The 23,852-nt window shown below is 69.8% G+C and carries 16 protein-coding genes and 3 rRNA genes; 3 read left to right on the top strand and 16 right to left on the bottom strand.

Going from position 1 to position 23,852, the window contains the following annotated elements; genetic code table 11:
* Positions 1 to 61 precede the first annotated feature (61 nt).
* The 5 genes from ACQRWP_RS06565 to ACQRWP_RS06545 form a co-directional block, all read right to left on the bottom strand.
* The gene (locus ACQRWP_RS06565) at positions 62 to 3,781 is read right to left on the bottom strand and encodes a S8 family serine peptidase (RefSeq protein ID WP_430501249.1); all 3,720 of its coding nucleotides are present in this window, start codon (positions 3,779 to 3,781) and stop codon (positions 62 to 64) included.
* Between the two features lie 158 nt (positions 3,782 to 3,939).
* Positions 3,940 to 4,824, bottom strand: a complete 885-nt coding sequence (locus ACQRWP_RS06560; protein WP_091407282.1) for an NAD kinase — start codon at positions 4,822 to 4,824, stop codon at positions 3,940 to 3,942.
* Positions 4,825 to 4,933: 109 nt separating this feature from the next.
* Positions 4,934 to 5,794 carry a TlyA family RNA methyltransferase gene (locus tag ACQRWP_RS06555; RefSeq protein ID WP_410819171.1) on the bottom strand — a complete coding sequence of 287 codons (861 nt, stop codon included), beginning with the start codon at positions 5,792 to 5,794 and terminating at the stop codon, positions 4,934 to 4,936.
* A gap of 37 nt (positions 5,795 to 5,831) precedes the next feature.
* Positions 5,832 to 6,014: a hypothetical protein gene (locus ACQRWP_RS06550; RefSeq protein WP_430501248.1), complete on the bottom strand. Its 183-nt coding sequence runs from the start codon at positions 6,012 to 6,014 to the stop codon at positions 5,832 to 5,834.
* 125 nt (positions 6,015 to 6,139) lie between these two features.
* Complete coding sequence (locus ACQRWP_RS06545; RefSeq protein ID WP_430501247.1) at positions 6,140 to 6,715, bottom strand: phasin family protein; 576 nt, start codon at positions 6,713 to 6,715, stop codon at positions 6,140 to 6,142.
* A gap of 111 nt (positions 6,716 to 6,826) precedes the next feature.
* Here ACQRWP_RS06545 and ACQRWP_RS06540 point away from each other — a divergent pair, with 111 nt between their 5' ends.
* Entirely contained in the window at positions 6,827 to 7,165 is a 339-nt protein-coding gene (locus ACQRWP_RS06540; protein WP_430501246.1) for an SCP2 sterol-binding domain-containing protein, read from the top strand.
* Positions 7,166 to 7,178: 13 nt separating this feature from the next.
* Here the strand turns inward: ACQRWP_RS06540 and ACQRWP_RS06535 are convergent, their stop codons facing one another.
* Together ACQRWP_RS06535 and ACQRWP_RS06530 are read right to left on the bottom strand one after the other, a co-directional pair.
* Positions 7,179 to 8,210, bottom strand: a complete 1,032-nt coding sequence (locus ACQRWP_RS06535) for an HAD-IIA family hydrolase (protein WP_430501245.1) — start codon at positions 8,208 to 8,210, stop codon at positions 7,179 to 7,181.
* Positions 8,207 to 9,202, bottom strand: a complete 996-nt coding sequence (locus tag ACQRWP_RS06530; protein WP_430501244.1) for a tetratricopeptide repeat protein — start codon at positions 9,200 to 9,202, stop codon at positions 8,207 to 8,209. The genes ACQRWP_RS06535 and ACQRWP_RS06530 overlap by 4 nt, the downstream gene beginning before the upstream one ends.
* A 210-nt stretch (positions 9,203 to 9,412) precedes the next feature.
* On the opposite strand from ACQRWP_RS06530, the gene ACQRWP_RS06525 reads away from it, so the two are divergent.
* A complete protein-coding gene (locus ACQRWP_RS06525; protein ID WP_430501243.1) occupies positions 9,413 to 10,888 on the top strand; it encodes a hypothetical protein in 1,476 nt (491 codons plus the stop codon).
* A 423-nt stretch (positions 10,889 to 11,311) separates the two neighbouring features.
* Here ACQRWP_RS06525 and rrf read toward each other — a convergent pair.
* The 4 genes from rrf to tyrS form a co-directional block, all read right to left on the bottom strand.
* Positions 11,312 to 11,428 (bottom strand): 5S ribosomal RNA (gene rrf, locus ACQRWP_RS06520).
* Between the two features lie 85 nt (positions 11,429 to 11,513).
* A 23S ribosomal RNA gene (locus tag ACQRWP_RS06515) occupies positions 11,514 to 14,623 on the bottom strand.
* A 379-nt stretch (positions 14,624 to 15,002) separates the two neighbouring features.
* A 16S ribosomal RNA gene (locus ACQRWP_RS06510) occupies positions 15,003 to 16,517 on the bottom strand.
* Together the 16S, 23S and 5S rRNA genes form the textbook arrangement of a ribosomal RNA operon.
* A gap of 643 nt (positions 16,518 to 17,160) precedes the next feature.
* On the bottom strand, positions 17,161 to 18,453 hold the full coding sequence (tyrS, locus tag ACQRWP_RS06505; RefSeq protein WP_430503143.1) for a tyrosine--tRNA ligase: 1,293 nt from the start codon (positions 18,451 to 18,453) through the stop codon (positions 17,161 to 17,163).
* A 100-nt stretch (positions 18,454 to 18,553) separates the two neighbouring features.
* Here tyrS and ACQRWP_RS06500 point away from each other — a divergent pair, with 100 nt between their 5' ends.
* Positions 18,554 to 18,943 carry a PaaI family thioesterase gene (locus ACQRWP_RS06500; RefSeq protein WP_430501242.1) on the top strand — a complete coding sequence of 130 codons (390 nt, stop codon included), beginning with the start codon at positions 18,554 to 18,556 and terminating at the stop codon, positions 18,941 to 18,943.
* A gap of 22 nt (positions 18,944 to 18,965) precedes the next feature.
* Here ACQRWP_RS06500 and ACQRWP_RS06495 read toward each other — a convergent pair whose 3' ends face one another.
* From ACQRWP_RS06495 to ACQRWP_RS06475, 5 genes are all read right to left on the bottom strand, one after another.
* Positions 18,966 to 20,303: a hemolysin family protein gene (locus ACQRWP_RS06495; RefSeq protein ID WP_430501241.1), complete on the bottom strand. Its 1,338-nt coding sequence runs from the start codon at positions 20,301 to 20,303 to the stop codon at positions 18,966 to 18,968.
* Positions 20,304 to 20,506: 203 nt separating this feature from the next.
* Positions 20,507 to 21,148 carry a hypothetical protein gene (locus ACQRWP_RS06490; protein WP_430501240.1) on the bottom strand — a complete coding sequence of 214 codons (642 nt, stop codon included), beginning with the start codon at positions 21,146 to 21,148 and terminating at the stop codon, positions 20,507 to 20,509.
* Positions 21,149 to 21,157: 9 nt separating this feature from the next.
* Positions 21,158 to 21,658, bottom strand: a complete 501-nt coding sequence (locus ACQRWP_RS06485) for a GNAT family N-acetyltransferase (RefSeq protein WP_430501239.1) — start codon at positions 21,656 to 21,658, stop codon at positions 21,158 to 21,160.
* Positions 21,659 to 21,704: 46 nt separating this feature from the next.
* Positions 21,705 to 23,180 (bottom strand): serine hydrolase domain-containing protein, encoded by a 1,476-nt coding sequence (locus tag ACQRWP_RS06480; protein ID WP_430501238.1) that lies wholly within the window; start codon positions 23,178 to 23,180, stop codon positions 21,705 to 21,707.
* Between the two features lie 50 nt (positions 23,181 to 23,230).
* Positions 23,231 to 23,734 (bottom strand): ArsR/SmtB family transcription factor, encoded by a 504-nt coding sequence (locus tag ACQRWP_RS06475; RefSeq protein ID WP_430501237.1) that lies wholly within the window; start codon positions 23,732 to 23,734, stop codon positions 23,231 to 23,233.
* Positions 23,735 to 23,852 lie beyond the last annotated feature (118 nt).

Below are 23,852 nucleotides of genomic sequence, written 5' to 3'. Positions count from 1 at the left end.
ACCCTCAACCGGCGGGGGGGGGGGGGGCCCCCCCGCCCCCGCCCCGCCCCGCCCCGCCCGATCAGCGCAGCCCGTACGCCTGGAGCACCGTCTGGTCGACGGTGTTCCCGGCCCGGTCGGCGGCGTGCACCCGCAGCGACACCGATCCGCGCCCCGCCGGCACGGTCGCGGTGAACCGGGTGCCCGACCCCGTGGTCGGCGCGTTGCGCCAGGTCACGCCCCCGTCGAAGGAGACCTGCACGCGGACGCTGGCACCGGTCGGCGCCGGCACCCCGGCCGGCTGCCGCAGGGTCAGCCCCACCTGGTGCGGCCGGTTGCCGCGTACCGTGCCGAGCAGGTCGGCCGGCACCCGGTAGTCCACCTGCAGCAGCGACAACGGCTTGGCCTTGTCGCCCGCCGGTCGGGCCGAGGTGAACTCCCAGGCCGTGTCGGTCCGCGTGCCGTAACGCCACTCGGCCGAGGACCGCTGGGTGCTCACGTCCAGGCGGTAGCGGGCGGCCCCGGCGGTCGTGGGCACCGACGCCCAGCCGTCGGAGAGGTCGGCGATCTGCTGCCCGTTGCGGCTGACCCGCGCCGCGACGGTGTCCGACTCCTCGCTCTCGCCGGCCACGCTGTAGTGCCCGTCGGCGTCGACGAACTCGGGCACCCGCAGCTCCAGGTTGTCACCGGTGCGGGTGGGCACCGGCGCCCCGCTGGCCGGGACGGCCGGGCGCAGCACCGGCGCGTGCCAGGTCTCGGTCACCCGGTCGTCGGCGGCGTAGCGCCGGGGCTGCTGCGTCAGACCACCGGCCAGCTGCCCCCACTGCATGAACATCTGCTTGTGCAGCACCCGTTGCTGCCACCAGGAGTCCCCGGCGCTGACGAACTCCTGCCGGGTGGTGCCGTTGCGGACCATGCGCTGGTCGTCGTTCCAGGCGTACTCCTGCCACGGACGCCAGCCGAACCGCTCCTCGGTGGCCCAGCCCGCACCCATGTCGCCGTAGCTCGCGGTCACCTCGGCGGTGTTCTTGGCGGTCACCGTGTGCACGACACGCTCCGGCACCCGACCCTTCGACACCTGCCACACGTCGTACAGGTAGGGGCTGTCCACGGTCAGCGTCAGGTCCAGCGTCGCCCGGCCCTTGCGCGCCGCCGCGATCAGCCGCTGCCCGTCGTCGTACGCGACCACCATCGACGGGATCGGCAGCGGCTCTCCGGTGGGCCGCCAGACCGTCCACGCGCTCTGGTCCTCCGGCCGGACGATCAGCACCGCGGCGGCGCCGGCTGCCGCGGCGGCGGCCACCTGCTCCTCCTCCGAGCGGTTCGGGTCGGCGCCGAGCAGCACGGCGGCGCCCCGCACCCGGGTCAGCTCGGCGGGGGTGCCGGTGCCGGCCCAGACCAGCGGCAGCTTCCGCCGACCGGTCGGCGCCGGCGACGTGCCCAGCAGGTTGATGTCCGACGGACCGGACACCCCGCTGATCTTCGCGTCCACCATGGGCGCGACGAGCTGCCACCGCGAGGCGAACTCGAACTCGCCCTGGCGCACCTGCCGAGTCGGCGTGACGTTGACCTGCTGAACGGTGCTGTAGGCCATCACACCGTGGTCGATCTGCCGGCCATTGCCCAGCACTCGGTGCACGTAGTAGCTGAGCGTGGCCCGCTGCTCGCTGGGCTTCGGCGTCTCAATCCGCACCGGCGTGCCCTTGCGCGCGTCGAGCACCACGGTCAGGTCCCGGTCGACGGTCACCTCCGGCTCGATGATCTGGGTCATCTGCTCGTCCAGGGGGACGCCGTGCGTGACCAGCGCGGTCAGCACGTACGCGCCCTCCTCGACCTCCAGGGTGCCCTCGCCACCCCACATGCCCCAGAAGTCCGACTCGGGCTGTTCACCGAAGACGGTCAACCCCGGCGAGAGGCCCGGCTGCCCCTGCCGGTCCAGCAGCTTGATGGTGAGTTGGTGCACGGGACCGCTGACGGTGAGCCCGACCGGGGTGCGCACGGCGACGCCGTCCGTGCCTGTCGCCACCAGCCAGCCACCGTGCGGGCCCCGGCCCAGCTTCGCCGGGTCGGCGCGCAGCGGCACGCCCACGCTGCCGCCCGCCGGCACGGTCACCTCGCCGGAGGTCACGGCGACCCCGTCGGGCTCGGCCGCGCCGGTGTCCAGGTTGCGCAGTTCCAGGGCCAGTCGCAGGGTCTGCGCGGTCTTCGTGCCGTTGGTGTACGTCACGGTCCGCTCGACCGCCGCACCGCCGGTGGAGATCCGGCCGAAGTCTGCGGTGGCCGAGGCGTACACCTGCTGCCCGAGCGCCCGCGCCACGTCGACCCGACCGCCACCCTGCTCGAAGACGGTCAGCGCCGGGTTCGCCTTCGTGGTGCTGACCAGCGCGTCCTTGAGCTTCGCCGCGGGCCAGTCGGGGTATTCCTGAGCGAGGATCGCCGCCGCCCCGGCCACGTGCGGGGTGGCCATCGAGGTGCCGGACGCGGTCGTGTACGCGTCGTCCACCGGCGTACCCATGGCGGTGCCGGCGGCCCGGGCGGCGACGATGCCGACGCCCGGCGCGGTGATCTCGGGCTTGAGGCCGTTGTCGCCGAGGCGCGGGCCCCGGCTGGAGAACTCCGCCAGGTTGTCGGCACGGTCCACCGCGCCGACGGTGAGCGCCGCCGCGGCCGCGCCGGGCGCGCCGACGGTACGCGCGGCACCCGAGTTGCCGGCGGCGACCACGAACAGCGCGCCGGTCTCGGCGGTCAGGTCGTTCACCGCCTGGCTCATCGGGTCGGTGCCGTCGGTCGGGTCGCCACCGAGGCTCATGCTGACCACCTTCGCGCCGGAGTGGGCGGCCCACTCCATGCCCGCGATGATGGACGAGCTGTAGCCGGAGCCACCGTCGTCGAGCACCTTGCCAACCAGCAACCGCGCACCCGGGGCAACGCCCTTGCGGAGCCCGTCGGACGCCGCCCCGCTGCCGGCGATGGTGGCGGCCACGTGGGTGCCGTGGCCGTGCCCGTCGCGGGCGCTGCCGCTGCCGGAAAAGTCCTGCGCCTCGGCGATCCGACCGGCCAGGTCGGGGTGGGTGGCATCGACGCCGGTGTCGAGCACCGCCACCTTCACACCGGCACCGTCGCGCCCGGCCGCCCAGGCGGTCGGGGCGCCGATCTGCGGCACGGAGTGCTCCAGCGCCGGGCGGACTCGCCCGTCCAGCCAGATACGGGCGATGCCAGCACCCAGCCGGGGCGCGGCGGCAGTCGTGGTCCGGCTGGCCGGCGTACCGGCGAGCGTGGTCCACAGGCTGCCGAGGGCGCCCTTGCCGACCCGCAGCGCCGCGCCGTTGATGCTCTCCAGCGGCCGGGCATCGGTGGCACCGGCAAGCGGCTTGACCCGCCCGGCCGCCTGCTCCTGATAGCGCACGATCAGTGGCAACGCGCCCTGCGCGGCGTCGCCGTATCCGTCGGCGGCCAACTCCTGCACGTCGAACAGGTTGGCGTCGAGGACCCCGCTCGAAACGTAGGGCAGGGCGTCGCTGGGCAGCACCCGCAGCCGGCCGTCGACCTCCAGGGTCTGGAAGATGACCCGCTCGCGCCCGGGTCCCGGGCGGACAGTGGCGGCGACCCGGCCCGGCGCCGCGGGCGCGAGCTCGACCTGGTCGCCGGTAATCAGGGTGATGCGGACAGGTGCGTGCTGGGCGGGCGTGCCCGACGTCGGGCCGGTGGGCCGGGCGGGCGGGTCGGCGGACGCCGGTGCGGCGACGCCGACCACCAACGCGCCGACCGCGCCGACGGCGAGCCAGCGTGGGGACCAGTGCATGCGATGGGCTCCTCTACTCCTCCAGGCCCGCCATCCGTAGACGAGGGCCGATCGGAGTCTGCGTCGGAGCGTGTCACCAGGTCACTAGTCGCCCGCCGCCGCAGCGGCGACATGTCGTCAGGTGGACACCCGACATCCACTGACCGTGTGCGCCACGGTCACCGGCGGCTGCCGCGCCAGCCGTGCACGGGGAGGCCGAACTTGGCCACCAGCCGGTCGGTGAACGGGCGGGGGCGCAGCCGCACGATGCGCACCGGCAGGGCGCCCCGGCGCACCGTCACCCGCGCGCCGGGCGGCAGGTCGTAGACGCGCCGGCCGTCGCAGGAGAGCACGGCGAGGGTGGTGAACGGGTCGACGGTGATCACGAAGGTGGACGTCGGGGCCGTCACCAACGGGCGGCTGAACAACGCGTGCGCGCTGATCGGCACCAGCAGCAACGCCTCCACCTCCGGCCAGACCACCGGGCCGCCACCGGAGAACGCGTACGCGGTGGAGCCGGTGGGGGTGGCGCAGACGACACCGTCACAGCCATAGCGCGACAGCGGCCGGCCGTCCACGTCGACGAGCAGCTCGAGCATCTGGGCCCGCTCGCCCTTCTCGATGCTGATCTCGTTGAGCGCCCAGGACTCGATGGTCGGCCCGCCGTCGAACTCGGCCGTGACGTCCAGGGTCAGCCGCTCGTCGACCGTGTAGTTGCGGCCGACGACATCCCGGACCGCCGTGTCCAGGTCGTCGATCTCCGCCTCCGCCAGGAAGCCCACCTTGCCGAGGTTGATGCCGAGCAGCGGCGCCTTCGCGGGCCGGGCCAGCTCGGCGGCACGCAGGAAGGTGCCGTCCCCACCGAGCGCGAAGACGATCTCGGCGCCCTCGGCGGCCTGCGGGCCGGCGACCGGCACCACACCGGGCAGGTCGAGGTCATCGGCCTCGTCGGCGACCACCCGTACTTCGAAACCGGCGTCGATCAGGTCGGCGGCGACCGACCGGGCGTGCTCCGTGCTGCGCCGACGGCCGGTGTGGGTCACCAGCAGCGCGGTCCGGCTCATCGGGCCGCCCACCCACGCCGGACCGGTCGGCGTCGCGCCACCGGCGCCGTCGCCTCGGCACGGCCGCGTGTCACCGCGCGGCCCGTTGCGGCGCCCTCACTGCGCACGTTCACCCTGCGACCTCCTCCGCCGCCACGTCCGGCACGTCGCCGGCCGTCGTCGAGCCGTCCGGCCCGGCCGCCACCACGGCCCGCACCCGCTCCGGGTCGGCCGCTGGTGCGCCCCGGCGCAACCATACGAAGAACTCCACGTTGCCGCTCGGCCCGGGCAGCGGGCTGGCCGCCACGTCGGCCAGTCCGAGGCCGAGCCGCGCGGCCGCCGCGGCAACGTCCAGCACCGCTTCGGCGCGCAGCTCCGGATCGCGGACCACACCGCCGGCACCGACCCGGTCCTTGCCGACCTCGAACTGCGGCTTGACCATCAATGCCAGGTCACCGTCGTCGCGGGTGCAGCCGGCCAGCGCCGGCAGCACCAGTCGCAGCGAGATGAACGACAGGTCGGCCACCGTGAGGTCGACCGGGCCACCGATCGTGTCAGCATCGAGGGTACGGACATTCGTGCGCTCCAGGACGCGGACCCGCTCGTTCGTGCGCAGCGGCCAGGCGAGCTGCCCGTAGCCGACGTCCACGGCCACCACCTCGGCCGCGTCGGCGCGCAGCAGCACGTCGGTGAACCCACCGGTCGACGCTCCCGCGTCCAGGCAACGCCGCCCGGCCACGTGCAGCCCACCGGGGGCGAACGCGGCCAGCGCGCCGGCGAGCTTGTGCCCGCCTCGGGAGACGTACTCCTCGGCCGGGTCAGCCCCGGTCACCAGGAGCGGGTCGGCGGGGTCGACCATCGCGGCCGCCTTGCGGGCGACCACACCCCGCAGTTGGACCCGGCCGGCCTCCACCAACGCGGCGGCCTGCTCACGCGAGCGGGCCAGACCGCGGCGGACGAGTTCGGCGTCCAGCCGGTTACGACGTGCCATGGGTGGTTCTCCGGTCTGCTCAGGCCTGTCGTCCCGCTCAGGTCTGGTCGATGGTGGCGAGGGTTTCCCGCAGCGTCTCGTAGGCCGCCTCGTACTGGGCGATCTGGTCAGCGGGAGCGAGCGTCGCCGCGTTGGCGATGGCCAGCACGGCGGCGTCCACCGCCGGATGCCGCGTCTCGTCGTCCCCGAGATCCGGCGGCGGCCCGGGGCGGGCACCCACCGGCGGACCGGGACGGGCCGGAAAGGACCCGCCAGCCGGCGGAGCGGGACGGGCCGGGAACGAGCCGCCAGCCGGCGGGCCTGGACGGGCCGGGAAGGACCCGCCCGGCGGTGGACCGGGCCGGGTCATTCGGCGTCGTCCGGCCGCTGCTTGCGGACCGCCTTCTTCGCGGGCATCACGGCCGGCGTCGGGACGTCCTCGTCGGCGGTCCGGCTGATCGTCGCCGGCGGCTTCTTGGCGATGGCCTTCTTGGCGACCGCCTTCTTCGCGACGGCCTTCTTCGCCACCGGCGCGGAGACCGGGGCACCGGCCGAGGCGTCGGACGGCACGAGACCGGTGCCGGGCCGCGCGGCGACGGTCGGGTCGGGCTGTGGCGTGGGGCCGGCGGCCGGCTCGGTGGACCGCGCCTCCCGCAGCTGCCGTTCCAGGTCGTGCACCCGCCGGGTCAGCTCGGCCACCTCGTCGGCGGTGGCCAGACCGACCGCGCCGAGGGCCCGGTCGACCTCGAAGCGGACCAGCTTGGTCAGCGCCTCCCGGTTGGCGGCGCCGGTGGTGACCAGTTCCTCGCCGAGGGCCTGGAGCTGGGCGGCGGTCGCGCCGCCGGAGCCGACGAGGCGACGTGCCACGTCCTGGGCCTTCTTCCGGGGCGCCTCCGCAAGGCCCATGGCCAGTTCGAGGTAGGCGCGCCACGCGTCCTGCATGCCTGAGTCCTTCCACGGGGCGGGGTGTGCAGGTGTCACGCTACCGGGCACCCCGGACTGACCCGTGCGGTACGGTGCCGAGGACGGCGTGGCGATCAGCTAGGGGGAGATGTGGCCAGCGTGGACGAGTGCCGGCAGGCGTTGCAGGAGCTCGCCGCCCGGTTGGATCGCAACGCCGAGACGGTACGCGATCGGATCGACCTGGACCGGACGCTGGCCTGCCGGATCACCGACCTGGACACCGCGTTCCACGGCCGGATCACCGGCGGCCGACTGGTCGAGCTGACCGACGGCGACGACCCCAAGGCCAAGATCGCGCTGAGCACGTCCAGCGACGACCTGCTCGCCCTGGTCCGTGGCGACCTGGACGTCACCAGCGCGGTGACCTCCCGCCGGGTGTCGATCAAGGCCAACCCGTTCGACCTGCTCAAGTTGCGCAAGCTGCTCTGACGACCGCCCCGGCTCACGCCGCCGCGGTCAGACCGAAACTCTCCACCGCGTGGGCCGCGTCCGGGCCCACCGGGCGGATCTTCGGCAGCGCCGGCACCGGCGCCGACCAGGCCACCGCGCAGAGCGCGGCCAGGGCGTCCAGCGGCCGACCGGTCCCGGCCAGCTCCAGCGTGCCGTTCCGGTCGGTCACGGACCAGCCGCCGGCCTCCGCCGGGCCCGGGACCCGCACGGCGGCAGCCGGATCGAAGAGCCCCGCCAGGTCTTTCGCGACGTACGTGGGACGTCGCTGCGGCTCGGCGGCCAGCAGCTCCGGTACGCCGCTGACGCCGGTGAGCACGAGCAGGCTGTCCAGCCCGGCCCGGCGGGCGCCCTCGATGTCGGTGTCCAGCCGGTCACCCACCACCAGGCTCCGCCCACCGCCACTGCGCCGGGCGGCGGTCTCGAACAGCGCCGGCTCCGGCTTGCCGACCACCACGTCGGGGTCTCGCTCCAGTGCCGTACGCAGCACGGCGACCAGCGAACCGTTCCCGGGCAATGGCCCCCGCCCACTGGGCAGGGTCCGATCGGTGTTGGTGGCGATCCAGATCGCACCCGCCCGCACCGCGACCGACGCTTCGGCCAGCTCGGCCCAGCCCACCTGCGGGCCGTACCCCTGCACCACCGCCGCCGGCTTCTCATCGGCCTGGGTGACCGGGTTCAGACCGACCGCGCGCAGCTCCGCGCGCAGCGCCTCCGCGCCGACCACCAGCACCGACGCGCCGGCGGGCAGCCGGTCGCGCAGCAACTCGGCCGAGGCGGCGGCGGAGGTGAGGACCTCCTCCGGCCGGGCCGGCACGCCCATCCCGGTCAGCAGGTCCGCGACCTCGCTGGACCGGCGGGACGCGTTGTTGGTGGCGTACGCCACCGCCCGTCCCTCGGCGTGCAGCCGGGCCACCGTCTCGACGGCGCCGGGGATCGGCCGGTCGATCAGGTAGATCACGCCGTCCAGGTCGAAGACGACCAGGGTGTACCCGTCGACCAGCCGCTCCCCCACGCCCGCGCTCACCGCTGCGTCGACCCCGACTCGTCGTCCCGGGCCGACACGGTTTCGTCGGCGTTCGCCGCGCCCCCGTTCGCCGCGCCCCCGTTCGTCACGGCGCTGTCGCCAGTGGTGGCCGTGTCGGCGTTGCCGCTCTCGGTGGGGTGACGGTCCTCGTCCTCGCCGTCGAAGCCTTCGTCGTCGGCGGGACGGCCGACGGCGTCGTCCTCCTCGTCGTCGTCGAAGTCCTCGTCTTCTTCGTCGTCGTCGTCCTCGTCGGCGTCGTCGTCGGCGTCGTCGTCTTCGTCGTCGTCTTCGTCGGCGTCGTCGTCTTCGTCGTCGTTCTCGTCACCGGCCAGGTCGGCGTCGGGTCGGGCCGGCACCGCGCCGGGAGCACCCGGGCCTGCGGCGATCTCCTCGGCGGCCTCTTCCTCGTCGTCACCCTCGATGACCACGCCGTCGAGCTCGAGCAGCCGCTCGGCGGCGTCGGTCTCGCCCTCGGTGTCCACGTCGGCGGCGCGGGAGAACCATTCGCGGGCCTCCTCGCGCCGGCCCACCGCGAGCAGCGCGTCGGCGTACGCGTACCGCAGCCGGGCCGTCCACGGCACGGTGGCCTCGTTGGTGAGGTCCGGGACCTGGAGCATCGCGACCGCGGCGTCCTTCTGCCCGAGGTCACCCCGCGCGCCGGCGGCGACGATCAGCAGTTCGATCGCCACGGCCTGGTCCAGCTTCTCCCGGTCCGCGCCACGGAACAGGTCGATGGCCCGCTCCGGCCGGCCGAGAGCCCGCTCGCAGTCCGCGAGCACGGCCAGGTGGCTCTGCAACCCGCTCATCCGGTGGTACGTGCGCAGCTCGGCGATCGCCGACTGCCACTCCCCTGCACGGTAAGCGGCCAGACCGACCGCCTCACGGACAGCGGAGATGCGCGACGCGAGCCGCCGGGCGGCCAGCGCGTGTGCCAACGCCTCGGCCGGGTCCTCGTCGATCAGCTGCCCAGTGGCGACCAGGTGCCGGGCCACCGTCTCGGCGACCGGCTTGTTCAGCGAGAGCAGCTCAGCGCGGACGTCCTTGTCGAGGTCGGTCGCGACGATGTCGTCCGGCAGCGCCGGGGCCGAGTTACGCCCGCTCTCGGACGACTCGGAGCCACCCGCGCGGTCATCGCGACGGAACTCCCCGTCGCGACGCGGCCGATCGTCGGACCGGAAACCCCCGGTACGCTCTCCGCCCCGGTGGCCGCCCTCGCGGTCACCGCCACGGAAACCGCCCTCGCGGGGGGCACTGGAACGCGAGCTGTCCCGGTCGCCGCCACGGAAGCCGCCTTCGCGACGGTCGCCGCCACGGAAGCCACCCTCACGGGGAGCGCTGGAACGCGAACCGTCACGGTCCCCGCCCCGAAAACCGCCCTCACGGGGAGCGCTGGAACGCGAACCGTCACGGTCGCCGCCGCGGAAGCCGCCCTCACGGGGGGCACTGGAACGCGAGCTGTCCCGGTCTCCGCCACGGAAGCCGCCTTCGCGACGGTCGCCGCCACGGAAACCGCCCTCGCGGTCACCGCCACGGAAGCCACCTTCGCGCGGCGGGCCGGAGCGAGTGCGGTCGCCGCCCTGGTAACCGCCCTCACGACGGTCACCACCACGGAAACCACCCTCGCGGTCACCGCCACGGAAGCCACCCTCGCGGGGAGCACTGGAACGCGAGCTGTCCCGGTCGCCGCCACGGAAGCCGCCCTCGCGGTCACCGCCACGGAAGCCACCTTCGCGCGGCGGGCCGGAGCGAGTGCGGTCGCCGCCCTGGTAACCGCCCTCACGACGGTCACCACCACGGAAACCACCCTCGCGGTCCCCACCGCGGAAGCCACCCTCGCGGGGAGCACTGGAACGCGAACCGTCGCGGTCGCCGCCACGGAAGCCACCCTCACGGGGAGCACTGGAACGCGATCCATCGCGGTCTCCGCCACGGAAGCCACCCTCGCGGCGGTCGCCGCCCCGGAAACCACCGTCGCGGTCGCCGCCACGGAAGCCACCCTCACGGGGAGCGCTGGAACGCGATCCATCGCGGTCGCCGCCACGGAAACCACCCTCGCGGTCACCACCGCGGAAACCACCCTCGCGACGGTCGCCGCCACGGAAACCGCCCTCACGGGGGGCACTGGAACGCGAGCCGTCGCGGTCGCCGCCCCGGTAGCCGCCCTCACGGGGAGCGCTGGAACGCGAGCCGTCGCGGTCGCCGCCCCGGTAGCCGCCCTCACGGGGAGCGCTGGAACGCGAGCCGTCACGGTCGCCGCCACGGAAGCCGCCTTCGCGACGGTCGCCGCCACGGAAACCGCCCTCGCGGTCACCGCCACGGAAGCCACCTTCGCGCGGCGGGCCGGAGCGAGTGCGGTCGCCACCCTGGTAACCGCCCTCACGACGGTCACCACCACGGAAACCACCCTCGCGCGGAGCGCTGGAACGCGAACCGTCACGGTCGCCGCCCCGGAAACCGCCCTCACGGGGAGCACCCGAGCGCGAACCGTCACGGTCGCCGCCCCGGAAGCCGCCTTCGCGGCGGTCGCCGCCACGGAAACCACCGTCGCGGTCGCCGCCACGGTAGCCACCTTCGCGCGGAGCGCTGGAACGCGAACCGTCACGGTCGCCGCCCCGGAAACCACCCTCACGGGGAGCGCCGGACCGGAAACCGCCCTCACGCGGGGCACCCGAGCGTGACCCATCACGGTCGCCGCCACGGTAGCCACCTTCGCGGGGAGCGCTGGAGCGCGAGCCGTCGCGGTCGCCGCCCCGGAAACCACCCTCGCGGCGGTCGCCGCCACGGTAGCCGCCCTCACGGGGGGCGCTGGAGCGAGAGCTGTCCCGGTCACCACCACGGGAGCCAGAGTCGCGGCCGCCGGCGTATCCGCCTCGGGCGCCGCCGCCGCTGTCGCGGTCTCCCCGGTACGGGGGCCGGCCTTGGTCATCGCGGCGCGGGCCGCGGTCGCTTCCGCCCGCACCGTCAGTACGGTCTTCGTAACGACGGGGACGGTCTCCGCCCTGCGGTCCTGAACTCACAGGTACATCCTTCCTGATTGCGCCACCAATGGCGCTACGCAGTCGAGGGCCGACCCGGATGGGGCGGCCCTCGACTGGAAGATTGTCCGGCGGCGTCCTACTCTCCCACACCCTCACGAGTGCAGTACCATCGGCGCTGGAGGGCTTAGCTTCCGGGTTCGGAATGTAACCGGGCGTTTCCCCTCCGCCATGACCGCCGTAACTCTATGAACATATCAAACAACCCCGGCACCAATACACGGGTGTTCGCTTGTTCAGAGTTGCACAGTGGACGCGTAGCAGCTTAGTAGTCAAGTCCTCGGCCTATTAGTACCGGTCAACTGAACCCGTTACCGGGCTTACATTTCCGGCCTATCAACCCAGTCGTCTAGCTGGGGGCCTTACCCCACCAAGGTGGGTGGGATACCTCATCTTGAAGCAGGCTTCCCGCTTAGATGCTTTCAGCGGTTATCCCTTCCGAACGTAGCTAACCAGCCGTGCCCTTGGCAGGACAACTGGCACACCAGAGGTTCGTCCGTCCCGGTCCTCTCGTACTAGGGACAGCCCTTCTCAAGTATCCTACGCGCACGGCGGATAGGGACCGAACTGTCTCACGACGTTCTAAACCCAGCTCGCGTACCGCTTTAATGGGCGAACAGCCCAACCCTTGGGACCTGCTACAGCCCCAGGATGCGACGAGCCGACATCGAGGTGCCAAACCATCCCGTCGATATGGACTCTTGGGGAAGATCAGCCTGTTATCCCCGGGGTACCTTTTATCCGTTGAGCGACACCGCTTCCACTCGCAAGTGCCGGATCACTAGTCCCGACTTTCGTCCCTGCTCGACCTGTCAGTCTCACAGTCAAGCTCCCTTGTGTACTTGCACTCAACACCTGATTGCCAACCAGGCTGAGGGAACCTTTGGGCGCCTCCGTTACCTTTTAGGAGGCAACCGCCCCAGTTAAACTACCCACCAGACACTGTCCCTGAACCGGATAACGGTCCGAAGTTAGATACCCAAATCAACCAGAGTGGTATTTCAAGATTGCCTCCACCCATACTGGCGTATGGACTTCACCGGCTCCCACCTATCCTACACAAGCTAATTCGAGTACCAATGTCAAGCTATAGTAAAGGTCCCGGGGTCTTTCCGTCCTGCCGCGCGTAACGAGCATCTTTACTCGTACTGCAATTTCGCCGGGCCTGTGGTTGAGACAGTGGGGAAGTCGTTACGCCATTCGTGCAGGTCGGAACTTACCCGACAAGGAATTTCGCTACCTTAGGATGGTTATAGTTACCACCGCCGTTTACTGGCGCTTAAGTTCTCCGCTTCGCCCCGAAGAGCTAACAGGTCCCCTTAACGTTCCAGCACCGGGCAGGCGTCAGTCCATATACATCGAATTACTTCTTCGCATGGACCTGTGTTTTTAGTAAACAGTCGCTTCCCCCTGCTCTCTGCGGCCATACAACGCTCCACCCGCGCGGGGCTTCACGTCTCCGGCCCCCCTTCTCCCTAAGTTACGGGGGCAATTTGCCGAGTTCCTTAACCACAGTTCGCCCGATCGCCTCGGTATTCTCTACCTGACCACCTGTGTCGGTTTGGGGTACGGGCCGCTAAGAACTCGCTAGAGGCTTTTCTCGGCAGCATAGGATCACTGACTTCACCTGAATCGGCTCGGCATCACGTCTCAGCCTTCATGTGTTGCGGATTTGCCTACAACACGGCCTACACGCTTACCCCGGCACAACCACCGGCCGGGCTCAGCTACCTTCCTGCGTCACCCCATCGCTTGACTACTACCCATCAGGTTCCCACGCTCCCCACCCTCAACCCGAAGGTCTTGGATGGTTTGGGTGGTTAGCACAACGAGGTTCATCAGGGACGCTCTTTCGCGGGTACGGGAATATCAACCCGTTGTCCATCGACTACGCCTCTCGGCCTCGCCTTAGGTCCCGACTCACCCAGGGCGGATTAGCCTGGCCCTGGAACCCTTGGTCATCCGGCGGAAGGGTTTCTCACCCTTCTTTCGCTACTCATGCCTGCATTCTCACTCGTGCCGCGTCCACAACTGGGTCACCCCGCTGCTTCACTCGCGGCACGACGCTCCCCTACCCATCCACACACCTGCACAAGGAATCAAGTCCAAGCGAGGATAAAATGTGAATGCCACAGCTTCGGCGGTGTGCTTGAGCCCCGCTACATTGTCGGCGCGGAACCACTTGACCAGTGAGCTATTACGCACTCTTTAAAGGGTGGCTGCTTCTAAGCCAACCTCCTGGTTGTCTATGCGACCCCACATCCTTTTCCACTTAGCACACGCTTAGGGGCCTTAGCTGGTGATCTGGGCTGTTTCCCTCTCGACTACGAAGCTTATCCCCCGCAGTCTCACTGCCGCGCTCTCACTTACCGGCATTCGGAGTTTGGCTGATTTCGGTAAGCTTGTGGGCCCCCTAGACCATCCAGTGCTCTACCTCCGGCAAGAAACACGCGACGCTGCACCTAAATGCATTTCGGGGAGAACCAGCTATCACGGAGTTTGATTGGCCTTTCACCCCTAACCACAGGTCATCCCCCAATTTTTCAACATTGGTGGGTTCGGCCCTCCACGCGGTCTTACCCGCGCTTCAGCCTGCCCATGGCTAGATCACTCCGCTTCGGGTCTAGGACACGCGACTGAATCGCCCTATTCAGACTCGCTTTCGCTACGGCTCCCCCACACGGGTTAACCTCGCCACATGCCACTAACTCGCAGGCTCATTCTTCAAAAGGCACGCCGTCACCCCGCAAGGCTCCGACGGATTGTAGGCGAACGGTTTCAGGTACTATTTCACTCCCCTCCCGGGGTACTTTTCACCATTCCCTCACGGTACTTGTCCGCTATCGGTCACCAGGAAGTATTTAGGCTTACCAGGTGGTCCTGGCAGATTCACGGCAGATTTCAGGGGTCCGCCGCTACTCGGGAACACCCACAGAAGGTCAGCAACTTTCACCTACCGGACTTTCACCGTCTACGGTCAGCCATTCCAGACTGTTCGACTAGCCACTGACTTTGTAACTTCTCGAACAAGTGTCAGCTTGTTCAGCAGGGTCCCACAACCCCGACCACGCAACCCCTGACAGGTATCACACGCAGCCGGTTTAGCCTCGATCCGCTTTCGCTCGCCACTACTCACGGAATCACTAAATTGTTTTCTCTTCCTACGGGTACTGAGATGTTTCACTTCCCCGCGTTCCCTCCACACACCCTATGTGTTCAGGTGTGGGTGACACCACATGACTGGTGCCAGGTTTCCCCATTCGGACACCCTGGGATCACAGCTTGGTTGACAGCTCCCCCAGGCCTATCGCGGCCTCCCACGTCCTTCATCGGCTCCTGGTGCCAAGGCATTCACCGTTCGCCCTTGACAACTTGACCACAAAGATGCTCGCGTCCACTGTGCAATTCTCAACAAACGACCAACCCACAACCCGATCCGCCCCACACCAAACCCAACAAACTGTTGGCGGTATGTGGGGCCAGGCCATGCCTGGCAGACTTCCAGCCCCCACACAGGAGGCTGGCCAAGTCTCTGAAACAACAACACGATGGTTGTTCCTTCAGGACCCAACAGGGTGCTCACATTCTTTCTCAGCCGCACCAGGGACTTCGTTCCCACCACCGAAGTGGCTGTACTAGAAGGAACCCGGCCGTTGCCGAGGAAAAACTTGCCAGTGTCTCCGCCATCTGAGCACCCCGACCCAACATTCGTGGGCCGCGGGCTCCTTGCACCCTTTCAGGTGAAGGTGCTCCTTAGAAAGGAGGTGATCCAGCCGCACCTTCCGGTACGGCTACCTTGTTACGACTTCGTCCCAATCGCCAGCCCCACCTTCGACGGCTCCCTCCACAAGGGTTGGGCCACCGGCTTCGGGTGTTGCCGACTTTCGTGACGTGACGGGCGGTGTGTACAAGGCCCGGGAACGTATTCACCGCAGCGTTGCTGATCTGCGATTACTAGCGACTCCGACTTCACGGGGTCGAGTTGCAGACCCCGATCCGAACTGAGACCGGCTTTTTGGGATTCGCTCCACCTCGCGGTATCGCAGCCCATTGTACCGGCCATTGTAGCATGCGTGAAGCCCTGGACATAAGGGGCATGATGACTTGACGTCATCCCCACCTTCCTCCGAGTTGACCCCGGCAGTCTTCGATGAGTCCCCGCCATAACGCGCTGGCAACATCGAACGAGGGTTGCGCTCGTTGCGGGACTTAACCCAACATCTCACGACACGAGCTGACGACAGCCATGCACCACCTGTGACCGCCCCCGAAGGACCTCACATCTCTGTGAGTTTTGCGGCCATGTCAAACCCAGGTAAGGTTCTTCGCGTTGCATCGAATTAATCCGCATGCTCCGCCGCTTGTGCGGGCCCCCGTCAATTCCTTTGAGTTTTAGCCTTGCGGCCGTACTCCCCAGGCGGGGCGCTTAATGCGTTAGCTGCGGCACAGGGAACCGGAGAGGCCCCCCACACCTAGCGCCCAACGTTTACAGCGTGGACTACCAGGGTATCTAATCCTGTTCGCTCCCCACGCTTTCGCTCCTCAGCGTCAGTATCGGCCCAGAGACCCGCCTTCGCCACCGGTGTTCCTCCTGATATCTGCGCATTTCACCGCTACACCAGGAATTCCAGTCTCCCCTACCGAACTCTAGCCTGCCCGTATCGACCGCAGGCTTGGGGTTGAGCCCCAAGTTTTCACGGTCGACGCGACAAGCCGCCTACGAGCTCTTTACGCCCAATAAATCCGGACAACGCTCGCACCCTACGTCTTACCGCGGCTGCTGGCACGTAGTTGGCCGGTGCTTCTTCTGCAGGTACCGTCACTCTCGCTTCGTCCCTGCTGAAAGAGGTTTACAACCCGAAGGCCGTCATCCCTCACGCGGCGTCGCTGCATCAGGCTTCCGCCCATTGTGCAATATTCCCCACTGCTGCCTCCCGTAGGAGTCTGGGCCGTGTCTCAGTCCCAGTGTGGCCGGTCGCCCTCTCAGGCCGGCTACCCGTCGTCGCCTTGGTAGGCCATCACCCCACCAACAAGCTGATAGGCCGCGAGCCCATCCCAAGCCGAAAAACTTTCCACCACCAGCCATGCGGCCAGAAGTAATATTCGGTATTAGCCCCCGTTTCCGAGGGTTATCCCAAAGCTTGGGGCAGGTTGCTCACGTGTTACTCACCCGTTCGCCGCTCGAGTACCCCGAAGGGCCTTTCCGCTCGACTTGCATGTGTTAAGCACGCCGCCAGCGTTCGTCCTGAGCCAGGATCAAACTCTCCAACAAAAAATTAGTTGAACAGCATCCTGACAACAAACAAATGTTGCCAAAGGAATCCCAACCAGCCAGCAAAAACTGACCAGTCCGGGGTATAAATCATAATTGGCACTGGCTTTACAAGCACCCTGTTGAGTTCTCAAAGAACAACCACACACCGACCAGAAGCCCCACCACAGTGGAACCCCAACCCGGGGCTATCCGAACCAAATCCCTAACGCTTTCCAGCGCCAGGCACTTTTACTACGTTACCCGCTCGTTTCCGCCGTGTCAAACCGGTGTTTCACGGTTCGTCGTGCTTCACCCGATAATGCGGGCACCATGTCGCAACCGGCTTGTGCCGCTCTCGTCATGGATTCGGTAGGCCGGCCGTCACGGTTTCCCGCGACCCGCCCGGTGCCCTACCGGTTCGTAACCATACCCGGTCGGTTTCGCCGCGCCAAATCCGCCTCGCGGCGTTTCTGGTGGCACCTCCCGGTAGGGGCTCCGGTGGGCGCGCCCACCGGACCCCCAGGCCGTTGACCTGCGCTCCGGCCGTTTTCGGCTTTCGCCTGTTTCGTCCGTTCCGCGCTGGCAGAGAGAAAGTTACGCGTCCGGCGGGATGATCGTCAAATCCGCCGGACGCGTCCCCCGTCACATCGTCGACAGGTGGCTATTCGCCCAGCTCAACGCCCGCGAACGAACGTTTTCCCCGGCGCAGCACCAGGTATCGCCCGTGCAGCAGGTCGGCCGGGGACACCCCGGCGTCCACCTCGGTCACCCGGTTGTTGTTGACGTAGGCGCCGCCCTCGGCGATCACCCGACGGGCCTCCTTGAGGCCGCTCACCAACCCGGAGTCGCGCAGCAGACCCGCCACATCCGGCAATTCGCCGGAGAGGCGTACGAGACCCGCCTCGGTCAGGGCGGCGCGCAGGGTCTCCGGCGCCAGCTCGTCCAACGATCCGCGGCCGAAGAGCGCCTGGCTGGCGGCGATCGCCTGTCGGGTCTCCTCGGCGCCGTGCACCAGGGTGGTCAGCTCCTCGGCGAGCGCCCGCTGCGCCAACCGGGCCGCCGGCCGTTCGGCGGTCGCCTTGGCCAGCTCTTCCAGCTCATCGCGGTTCCGGAAGCTGAAGTACCGCAGGTAGCGGTCCACCTCCTGGTCCTCGACGTTGAGCCAGAACTGGTAGAACGCGTACGGGCTGGTCATCGTGGGGTCGAGCCAGACGGCGCCCCCCTCGCTTTTGCCGAACTTCGTGCCGTCAGCCTTGGTGACGAGCGGCGTCGTGAACGCCTGCACCGGCCCCGCGCCCCGCCGGCGCACGTAGTCGACGCCGGCGGTGATGTTGCCCCACTGGTCGGAGCCGCCGAACTGGAGCTGACAGCCGTGCCGGCGGTGCAGCTCGAAGAAGTCGTTGCCCTGGAGCAGTTGGTAACTGAACTCGGTGAAGCTGATGCCGGTCTCCAGCCGGGCCCGCACCACCTCCCGCGCGAGCATCTTGTTCACCGGGAAGTGTTTGCCCACGTCGCGGAGGAACTCGACGATCGACATCTCGCCGGTCCAGTCCAGGTTGTTGACCAACTGGGCCCCGTTCTCGCCGGAGTACGACACGAAAGGCGCGAGCTGTTCACGGATGCGCTCGACCCAGCCGGCGATCACCTCGGGCGGGTTGAGCGTCCGCTCGGCGCTCTCCTTCGGGTCACCGATCTGCCCGGTCGCCCCACCGACCAGCAGCAGCGGGCGGTGGCCGGCGAGTTGCAGCCGGCGGGCCGTGGTGACCTGCATGAGGTTGCCGACGTGCAGGCTCGGGGCGGTGGGGTCGAAGCCCACGTAATAGGTGGTGGCCGTCCCGCCGTCGAGCAGCTCGCGCAGCTCGTCGAGGCCGGTCGAGTCCTGTATCAGGCCACGCCAGAGCAGGTCGTCGGTCAGGGAGTCCCGCCCGGGCGGCGGAGGGCTGCTGTCGGTCACGGTCACCGATTCTCCCCCATCGCCGGCACTGACCCGTACCGGGTTTGGCGCAACCCGCCCCGGCTAGGCTTGCGCCCCGTTGATCGAGGAGGGCTTTGCCATGGAGATTCCGGATCTGACGGGCGGTTTCGTCGCCCTGCTCGGCCTCAAGTTCGAGGAGGCGAGCGCCGACCGGGTGGTCATCAGCTGGCAGGTCCGCCCGGAGCTGCACCAGCCGTTCGGCATCCAGCACGGCGGGGTGTACTGCGCCGTCGTGGAGTCCGCGGCCAGCGTGGGTGGCGCCCTCTGGCTGGCCGACCGGGGCACGGTGGTCGGGGTGTCGAACCAGACCGACTTCCTGCGGGCCGTCCGGGACGGCGAGCTGAGGGCGGTCGGCACGCCGGTGCACCGGGGCCGCAGCCAGCAGCTCTGGCAGGTGGAGATCACCGACGCCGACGAGCGGCTGGTGGCCCGTGGTCAGGTCCGGTTGCAGAACCTCTCACCCGCCTGAGCGACGGCATTCGCCGGACGGGTCAGCTGCGAGCCTCGTCCAGCACCGGCTCCGCGGCCTGGTCGGTGTCGGCGTCGCCGTCGGCTTCGTCGGGTACGCGGCTGAGCCGTACCTCGGTGATCGCCCGGTGGTCGATGCCGGCCACCACCAGCACCCAACCGTCCAGCGTGACGTCCTCACCGGCGACGGTGGGGATGTGCCCGAGCCGGGCCAGCACCAGCCCGGCGACGGTGGTGTAGTCACCGGCCGGGCGCGACGGCAGCTCCACGCCGATGTCCGGGAGGTCGTGCACCGGGAAGGTGCCGGGCAGCAGCAGCGCGCCGTCGGGGTCGCGGCGCACCGAGCGCACATCCCGGTCGGTCTCGTCGTAGATCTCGCCGACGATCTCCTCCAGGATGTCCTCCAGCGTCACGATGCCGTCGACGGCGCCGCGCTCGTCCACGACGAGCGCGATGTGCTGACGTTCGGCCTTGAACTGGCGCAGCGCGTCCACCACCGGTAGCGAGTCGGGCAGCAGCATCGGCGGTCGGGCGATCTCGTCGACCGGGCGGTCGTCGGGCACGCCCACCAGGTCACGCAGGTGGATCACTCCGGCCGTGTCGTCCAGGCCGCCGTGGCGCACGACCGGGGCCCGGGAGTGCCCGGTGGCGGCCAGCACGAGCCGGGCGGCCTCCGCGGTGGTCCCGCTGTCGAGCGTGAAGACCTGCAACCGGGGTACGAGGACAGCCCGCAACCGCCGGTCGGCGATCTCCACGGCGCCCGCGATGATGGTGCGCTGCTCCTTGGTGAAGCCGTGGTTGCCGGCGACGATGTCGCGCAGCTCGTCCGGGCCGATCTCCTCCGGCTCGTGTTTGGGGTTGAGCCCGGCCAGGCGGACCACCACGTCGCTGGTGGCGCCGAGCGCCCAGACGGCTGGCCGGGTGAGGCTGGCGAGCAGGTCGAGTGGGCGGGCCACCAACAGCGCCCAGCGCTCGGCGGACTGCATGGCGATCCGCTTGGGCGCCAGCTCACCGAAGACCAGGGTGACGAAGGTCAGCGCGAGGGTGACCACCACGATCGCCACCGTCTCGGCGGCACCGCCAAACACCCTGAGCAGCGGCACCAGGGGTTTGGCCAGCGAGACCGCCGCGGCGGCGGAGGCCAGGAAACCGGCGAGGGTGATGCCGATCTGGATGGTGGCCAGGAAGCGGTTCGGGTCCTTGGCGAGCCGGGCCAGCACCCGCCCGGCCCGGCTGGTGCGCTCCAACCGCTGGATCTGGCTGTCTCGCAGCGACACCAACGCCATCTCGCTGCCCGCGAAGAGCGCGTTGATCACGACCAGGACTCCGACCAGGGCCAGTTGGCTCCCGTAGCTCTGCACGCCCGGTTCGCTCCCTCGTGGTGGTGGCACCGGCCGCTACGCGCGGCGCCCGCCGGTCGGCGAGCCCGCCCGGCGTAGGCGTGTCTTTGCCCCGTCCGGCGCCGGCCGAATCCTGCCCCGGCGACGCTACGCCGAATCGGGCGGAGTGAGGCTACGCCGAATCGGACGACGGTGACGCTACGCCGACTGGAGCGACGGTGAGGCTACGCCGACTGGGACGTCGGTGACGCCGGCAGGTCGAGGACGTACGAGTCGCCCTCCGGGCGGAAGCCGAGCCGGTGGTAGTAGGGGGCGACCATCCGGGGCGGGCTGACCACCCGGTGGAAGCCCCGTTCGGTGAACAGGTGGCTGCGCCGGTAGACGAACTCGCCCGGGGTGAAGTCACGAAACTTCGGGGTCACGTAGTCCAGGTCGATCTGGGCGACGCCGGGCGTCTCGGCGTGCGACAGCACCACCCCGACCACCTCGTCGGCCGTGACCACGAGGAACGCCGAGCGCCCCGACGCGTCCGGGTTCCAGTGGAAGCCGGGGTTGAACCGGGCGATGTCGGCGGCGTGCACCCGCAGCGTGTGCGCGAGGAACTGGTCGCCGACGCCGACCTCCACGACCTGGTAGGTCTTCTCGTCGTGCCGGGTGGCGAGCATCCCGCGCAGGTACCAGATGTTGATCACCGCGAGCACGACGTTGAGCCCGACGCCGGGCCAGACCTCGATCGCGGCGTTGTAGCCGATCAGCACGAAGCAGCCGATGAGGTTGAGCGCCCGCAACCGCAGGATGCGCGACTGCAGCAGCGACCAGACCAGCACCGCGGAGCCGGCCCAGCCGACGAGATCCAACCAGTTCACGCCGCGAGACTAGTGCCCGCCCAGGTCAGGGCCGTCGGCGGGCAGCTCGAGCAGCCACTCCTCGACGTCTTCGCCGCGGCCGTTGGCGTACCCCGAGTCTTCACCGACCACAGCGAACCCGCACTTGCGGAGCACCGCGAGGGAGGCGGCGTTGTCCTTGGCGGCGCGGGCGTGCACCGGGCGGGGCAGCTCGCGCAGCAGGGCGGCCAGGGCCGCCGTGGCGTGACCCCGACCCCAGCGCGCCGGGTCGATCCAGTAGCTGACCTCGGTCTGCCCCTCGGCCGGGAAGGCGCTCACGTAGCCGACCACCTCGCCGTCGACCTCGACGGTGCGGACCAGGTTCGCCGGGTTGGTGAGCACCCGGGCCCAGTGTGCGGCGAACTCACGACGGTCGGACGGGTCCTTGGGGCCGAACGCGGCCATCCGGTTGGCCTCCGGGTCCTGCTGGTGCAGGAAGAACTCGACGAGGTCGTCCTCACGGACCGGGCGCAGTAGCAGATCGGAGGTCACCGGCCGAGGGTACGCAACGGCTGTGACGCGAGGCGGCGGCGCGGAGTCAGCCGGCGACGGCGACGACCGCCAGCACGGCGGCGCCCAGGGAACTCGCCACCGACAACAGTCGACGCCACGGCACCTGCGCGTCGACCACCGGCAGGGCACGCCACCGGGTCGCCGCCAGAGCCACCCCCGCCGCCGACAGGCCGGCCCCGAGCGGCCACAGCCAGGCCGGCACCACCGACCAGTCCCCCAACCGGTGCCCCAACCCCAGATAGGCGAACGCCCAGACCGCCGCCGCCAGCAGCGTCACCTGGTCCAGTTGGCGACGGCGGGCGGTGCCGAGCAGGGAGAGGCCGCCGAGGAAGGTGAAGGCCACCGCGAGACCGGCGCCGACCCACGGCAGCACCATCGACGCCGCCGAATCGGCCTCCTTCTGCGGCATCCCGAGCAGCCGCAGCCCGATCGGCTCGACGCCCTTGTCGGTGTTGCCGAGCACCACCACCGCCCGGCCGGTGGCCCGCTCGAAGCCGACGTAGGACCGGAACCCGCCGGTAGCGCCGTTGTGCCAGACCACCTCGCGGTCGCCGCGCCGCGTGGTGAACCAGCCGTACCCGATGCGGGTGTCGTCGTCCTCGCGGAAGCGGGCGGTGGCGGCGTCGGCGCCGGGCGCGGTGCCGGCGAGGGTCGCGGCGAGCAGCCGGCCGAGGTCCTCCGCCGTGGACCAGGGGCCGGCGCCGGCCGGCGCGTAACCGGCTCCCGCCCACGGATCGAGCGGCCGGCCGCCGGCCCGGCTGCCCTGGGCGCGACCGGCCGGCAGCTCGTCATCGCGGGTGGCGACGACGGTGGCCGTCATGCCGAGCGGCCGTAGCAGCCGGTCGTGCAACAGCTCGGGGTACGCGACGCCGGCCTTCGCGGCGAGCGCGTGGCCGAGCACTGACGGGCCGAGGTTGGAGTAGTGGACCTCGCCGCGCTCGTCGTCGTCGGTGCTGACCCGGTCGGCGGCGCTGCGGATGGTGTCGACGCCCTGCCCGGCGTAGGGATTTCCGCCGGAGACGTTGGACCAGAGGACTCGTGCCCACCCCAACGGGGAGCCGGGGGCGAGCCGGGGCAGGCCGGCGCGGTGGCTGGCGAGTTCGGCGAGCGTGATGTCGCGGGCGGGGCCGGTGACCTCGGGCCAGGCGCTGCCGAGCCGGTCGTCGGGGCCGACGACACCGGCGGCGACCTGGTCGGCGAGGAGCATGCCGGTGAGCGCCTTGGTGACCGAGCCGATCTCGAACGGGGTGCCGGGCTCGACGGGCCGACCGGCGAGGTCCCGGTCACCCAGCCCGGCGGTGCGGATCCGGCCGTTCTCGACCAGGGCGACGGCGAGCCCGCGGCGCCCCGACGGGTCGGGCGTGGCCGACCGTGCGGCAGCGGCCAGGTCGCGATCGCCGGTGGTCTGCGCGCCGAGTCGGGGCACCCGGGGCATCAACGCCACCCCGACCAGGCCGGCGATCAGCGCGACGAGGAGGGTGGTGACAGTCGTCCGGCGCATGGTGGCTCCTGGGGTGGGGGTCGTCGGATGGGCGGCCGAGCCGCGTCTGGTCAGCGGCCAGCGGCGGTGAGGATGGCCAGCAGCGGCACCACGCGTTCGGCGGGAATCGCGTACCGACCTCGGCCGGCGCTGCGCAGCCAACCGGCGGCGGTGATCTGGCGCAGGTGGTGATGCAGTTGGCCGGTGGTGCCCAACTCCTCGATCTCGGCCAGCTCGCTGGTGCTCTGCCGGCCGCCGATGATCTCCCGTAGTAGCCGCAGCCGCACCGGGTGGGCCAACGCGGAGAGGGTGCTGGCCAGCTCCGTCCAGTCGGCGGCGAGCAGGTCGTCGACGGTGCGGCCGTACTGCCAGTCGTAGTGCTGGCCGGCGACGTGGACGGTGCCGGTGTAGAGCACCGCGCCCGACCCGTCGGGTGGCAGGCGCTGTTTGAGGCCGTCGAGTGCCCAGAAGGTGCCCTCGGGCGCGGGTGGCGTTGGCGGTGCGGCGGTGAGCCGTTCGCTCAACGCGGCAACCTGTGCCTCCAGCGCGGCGAGCCGATCTTCCACGGTGTCCACACGTCGATACTACGAACATACGTAATTACGTGCAAGTGCGAATCGACTCGCCGCCGGGACCGGCGCGTCCGGTCCTTCCGGCGCCGCCGAGCGGTCGACAATGACCTGACCGACCCAG

Origin of the sequence: Micromonospora trifolii (genome assembly GCF_050516465.1) — a bacterium.
Taxonomy (GTDB): domain Bacteria; phylum Actinomycetota; class Actinomycetes; order Mycobacteriales; family Micromonosporaceae; genus Micromonospora; species Micromonospora trifolii.
Note: the sequence above shows the minus strand (reverse complement) of the source record. Positions and strands in the feature narration are given on the sequence as shown.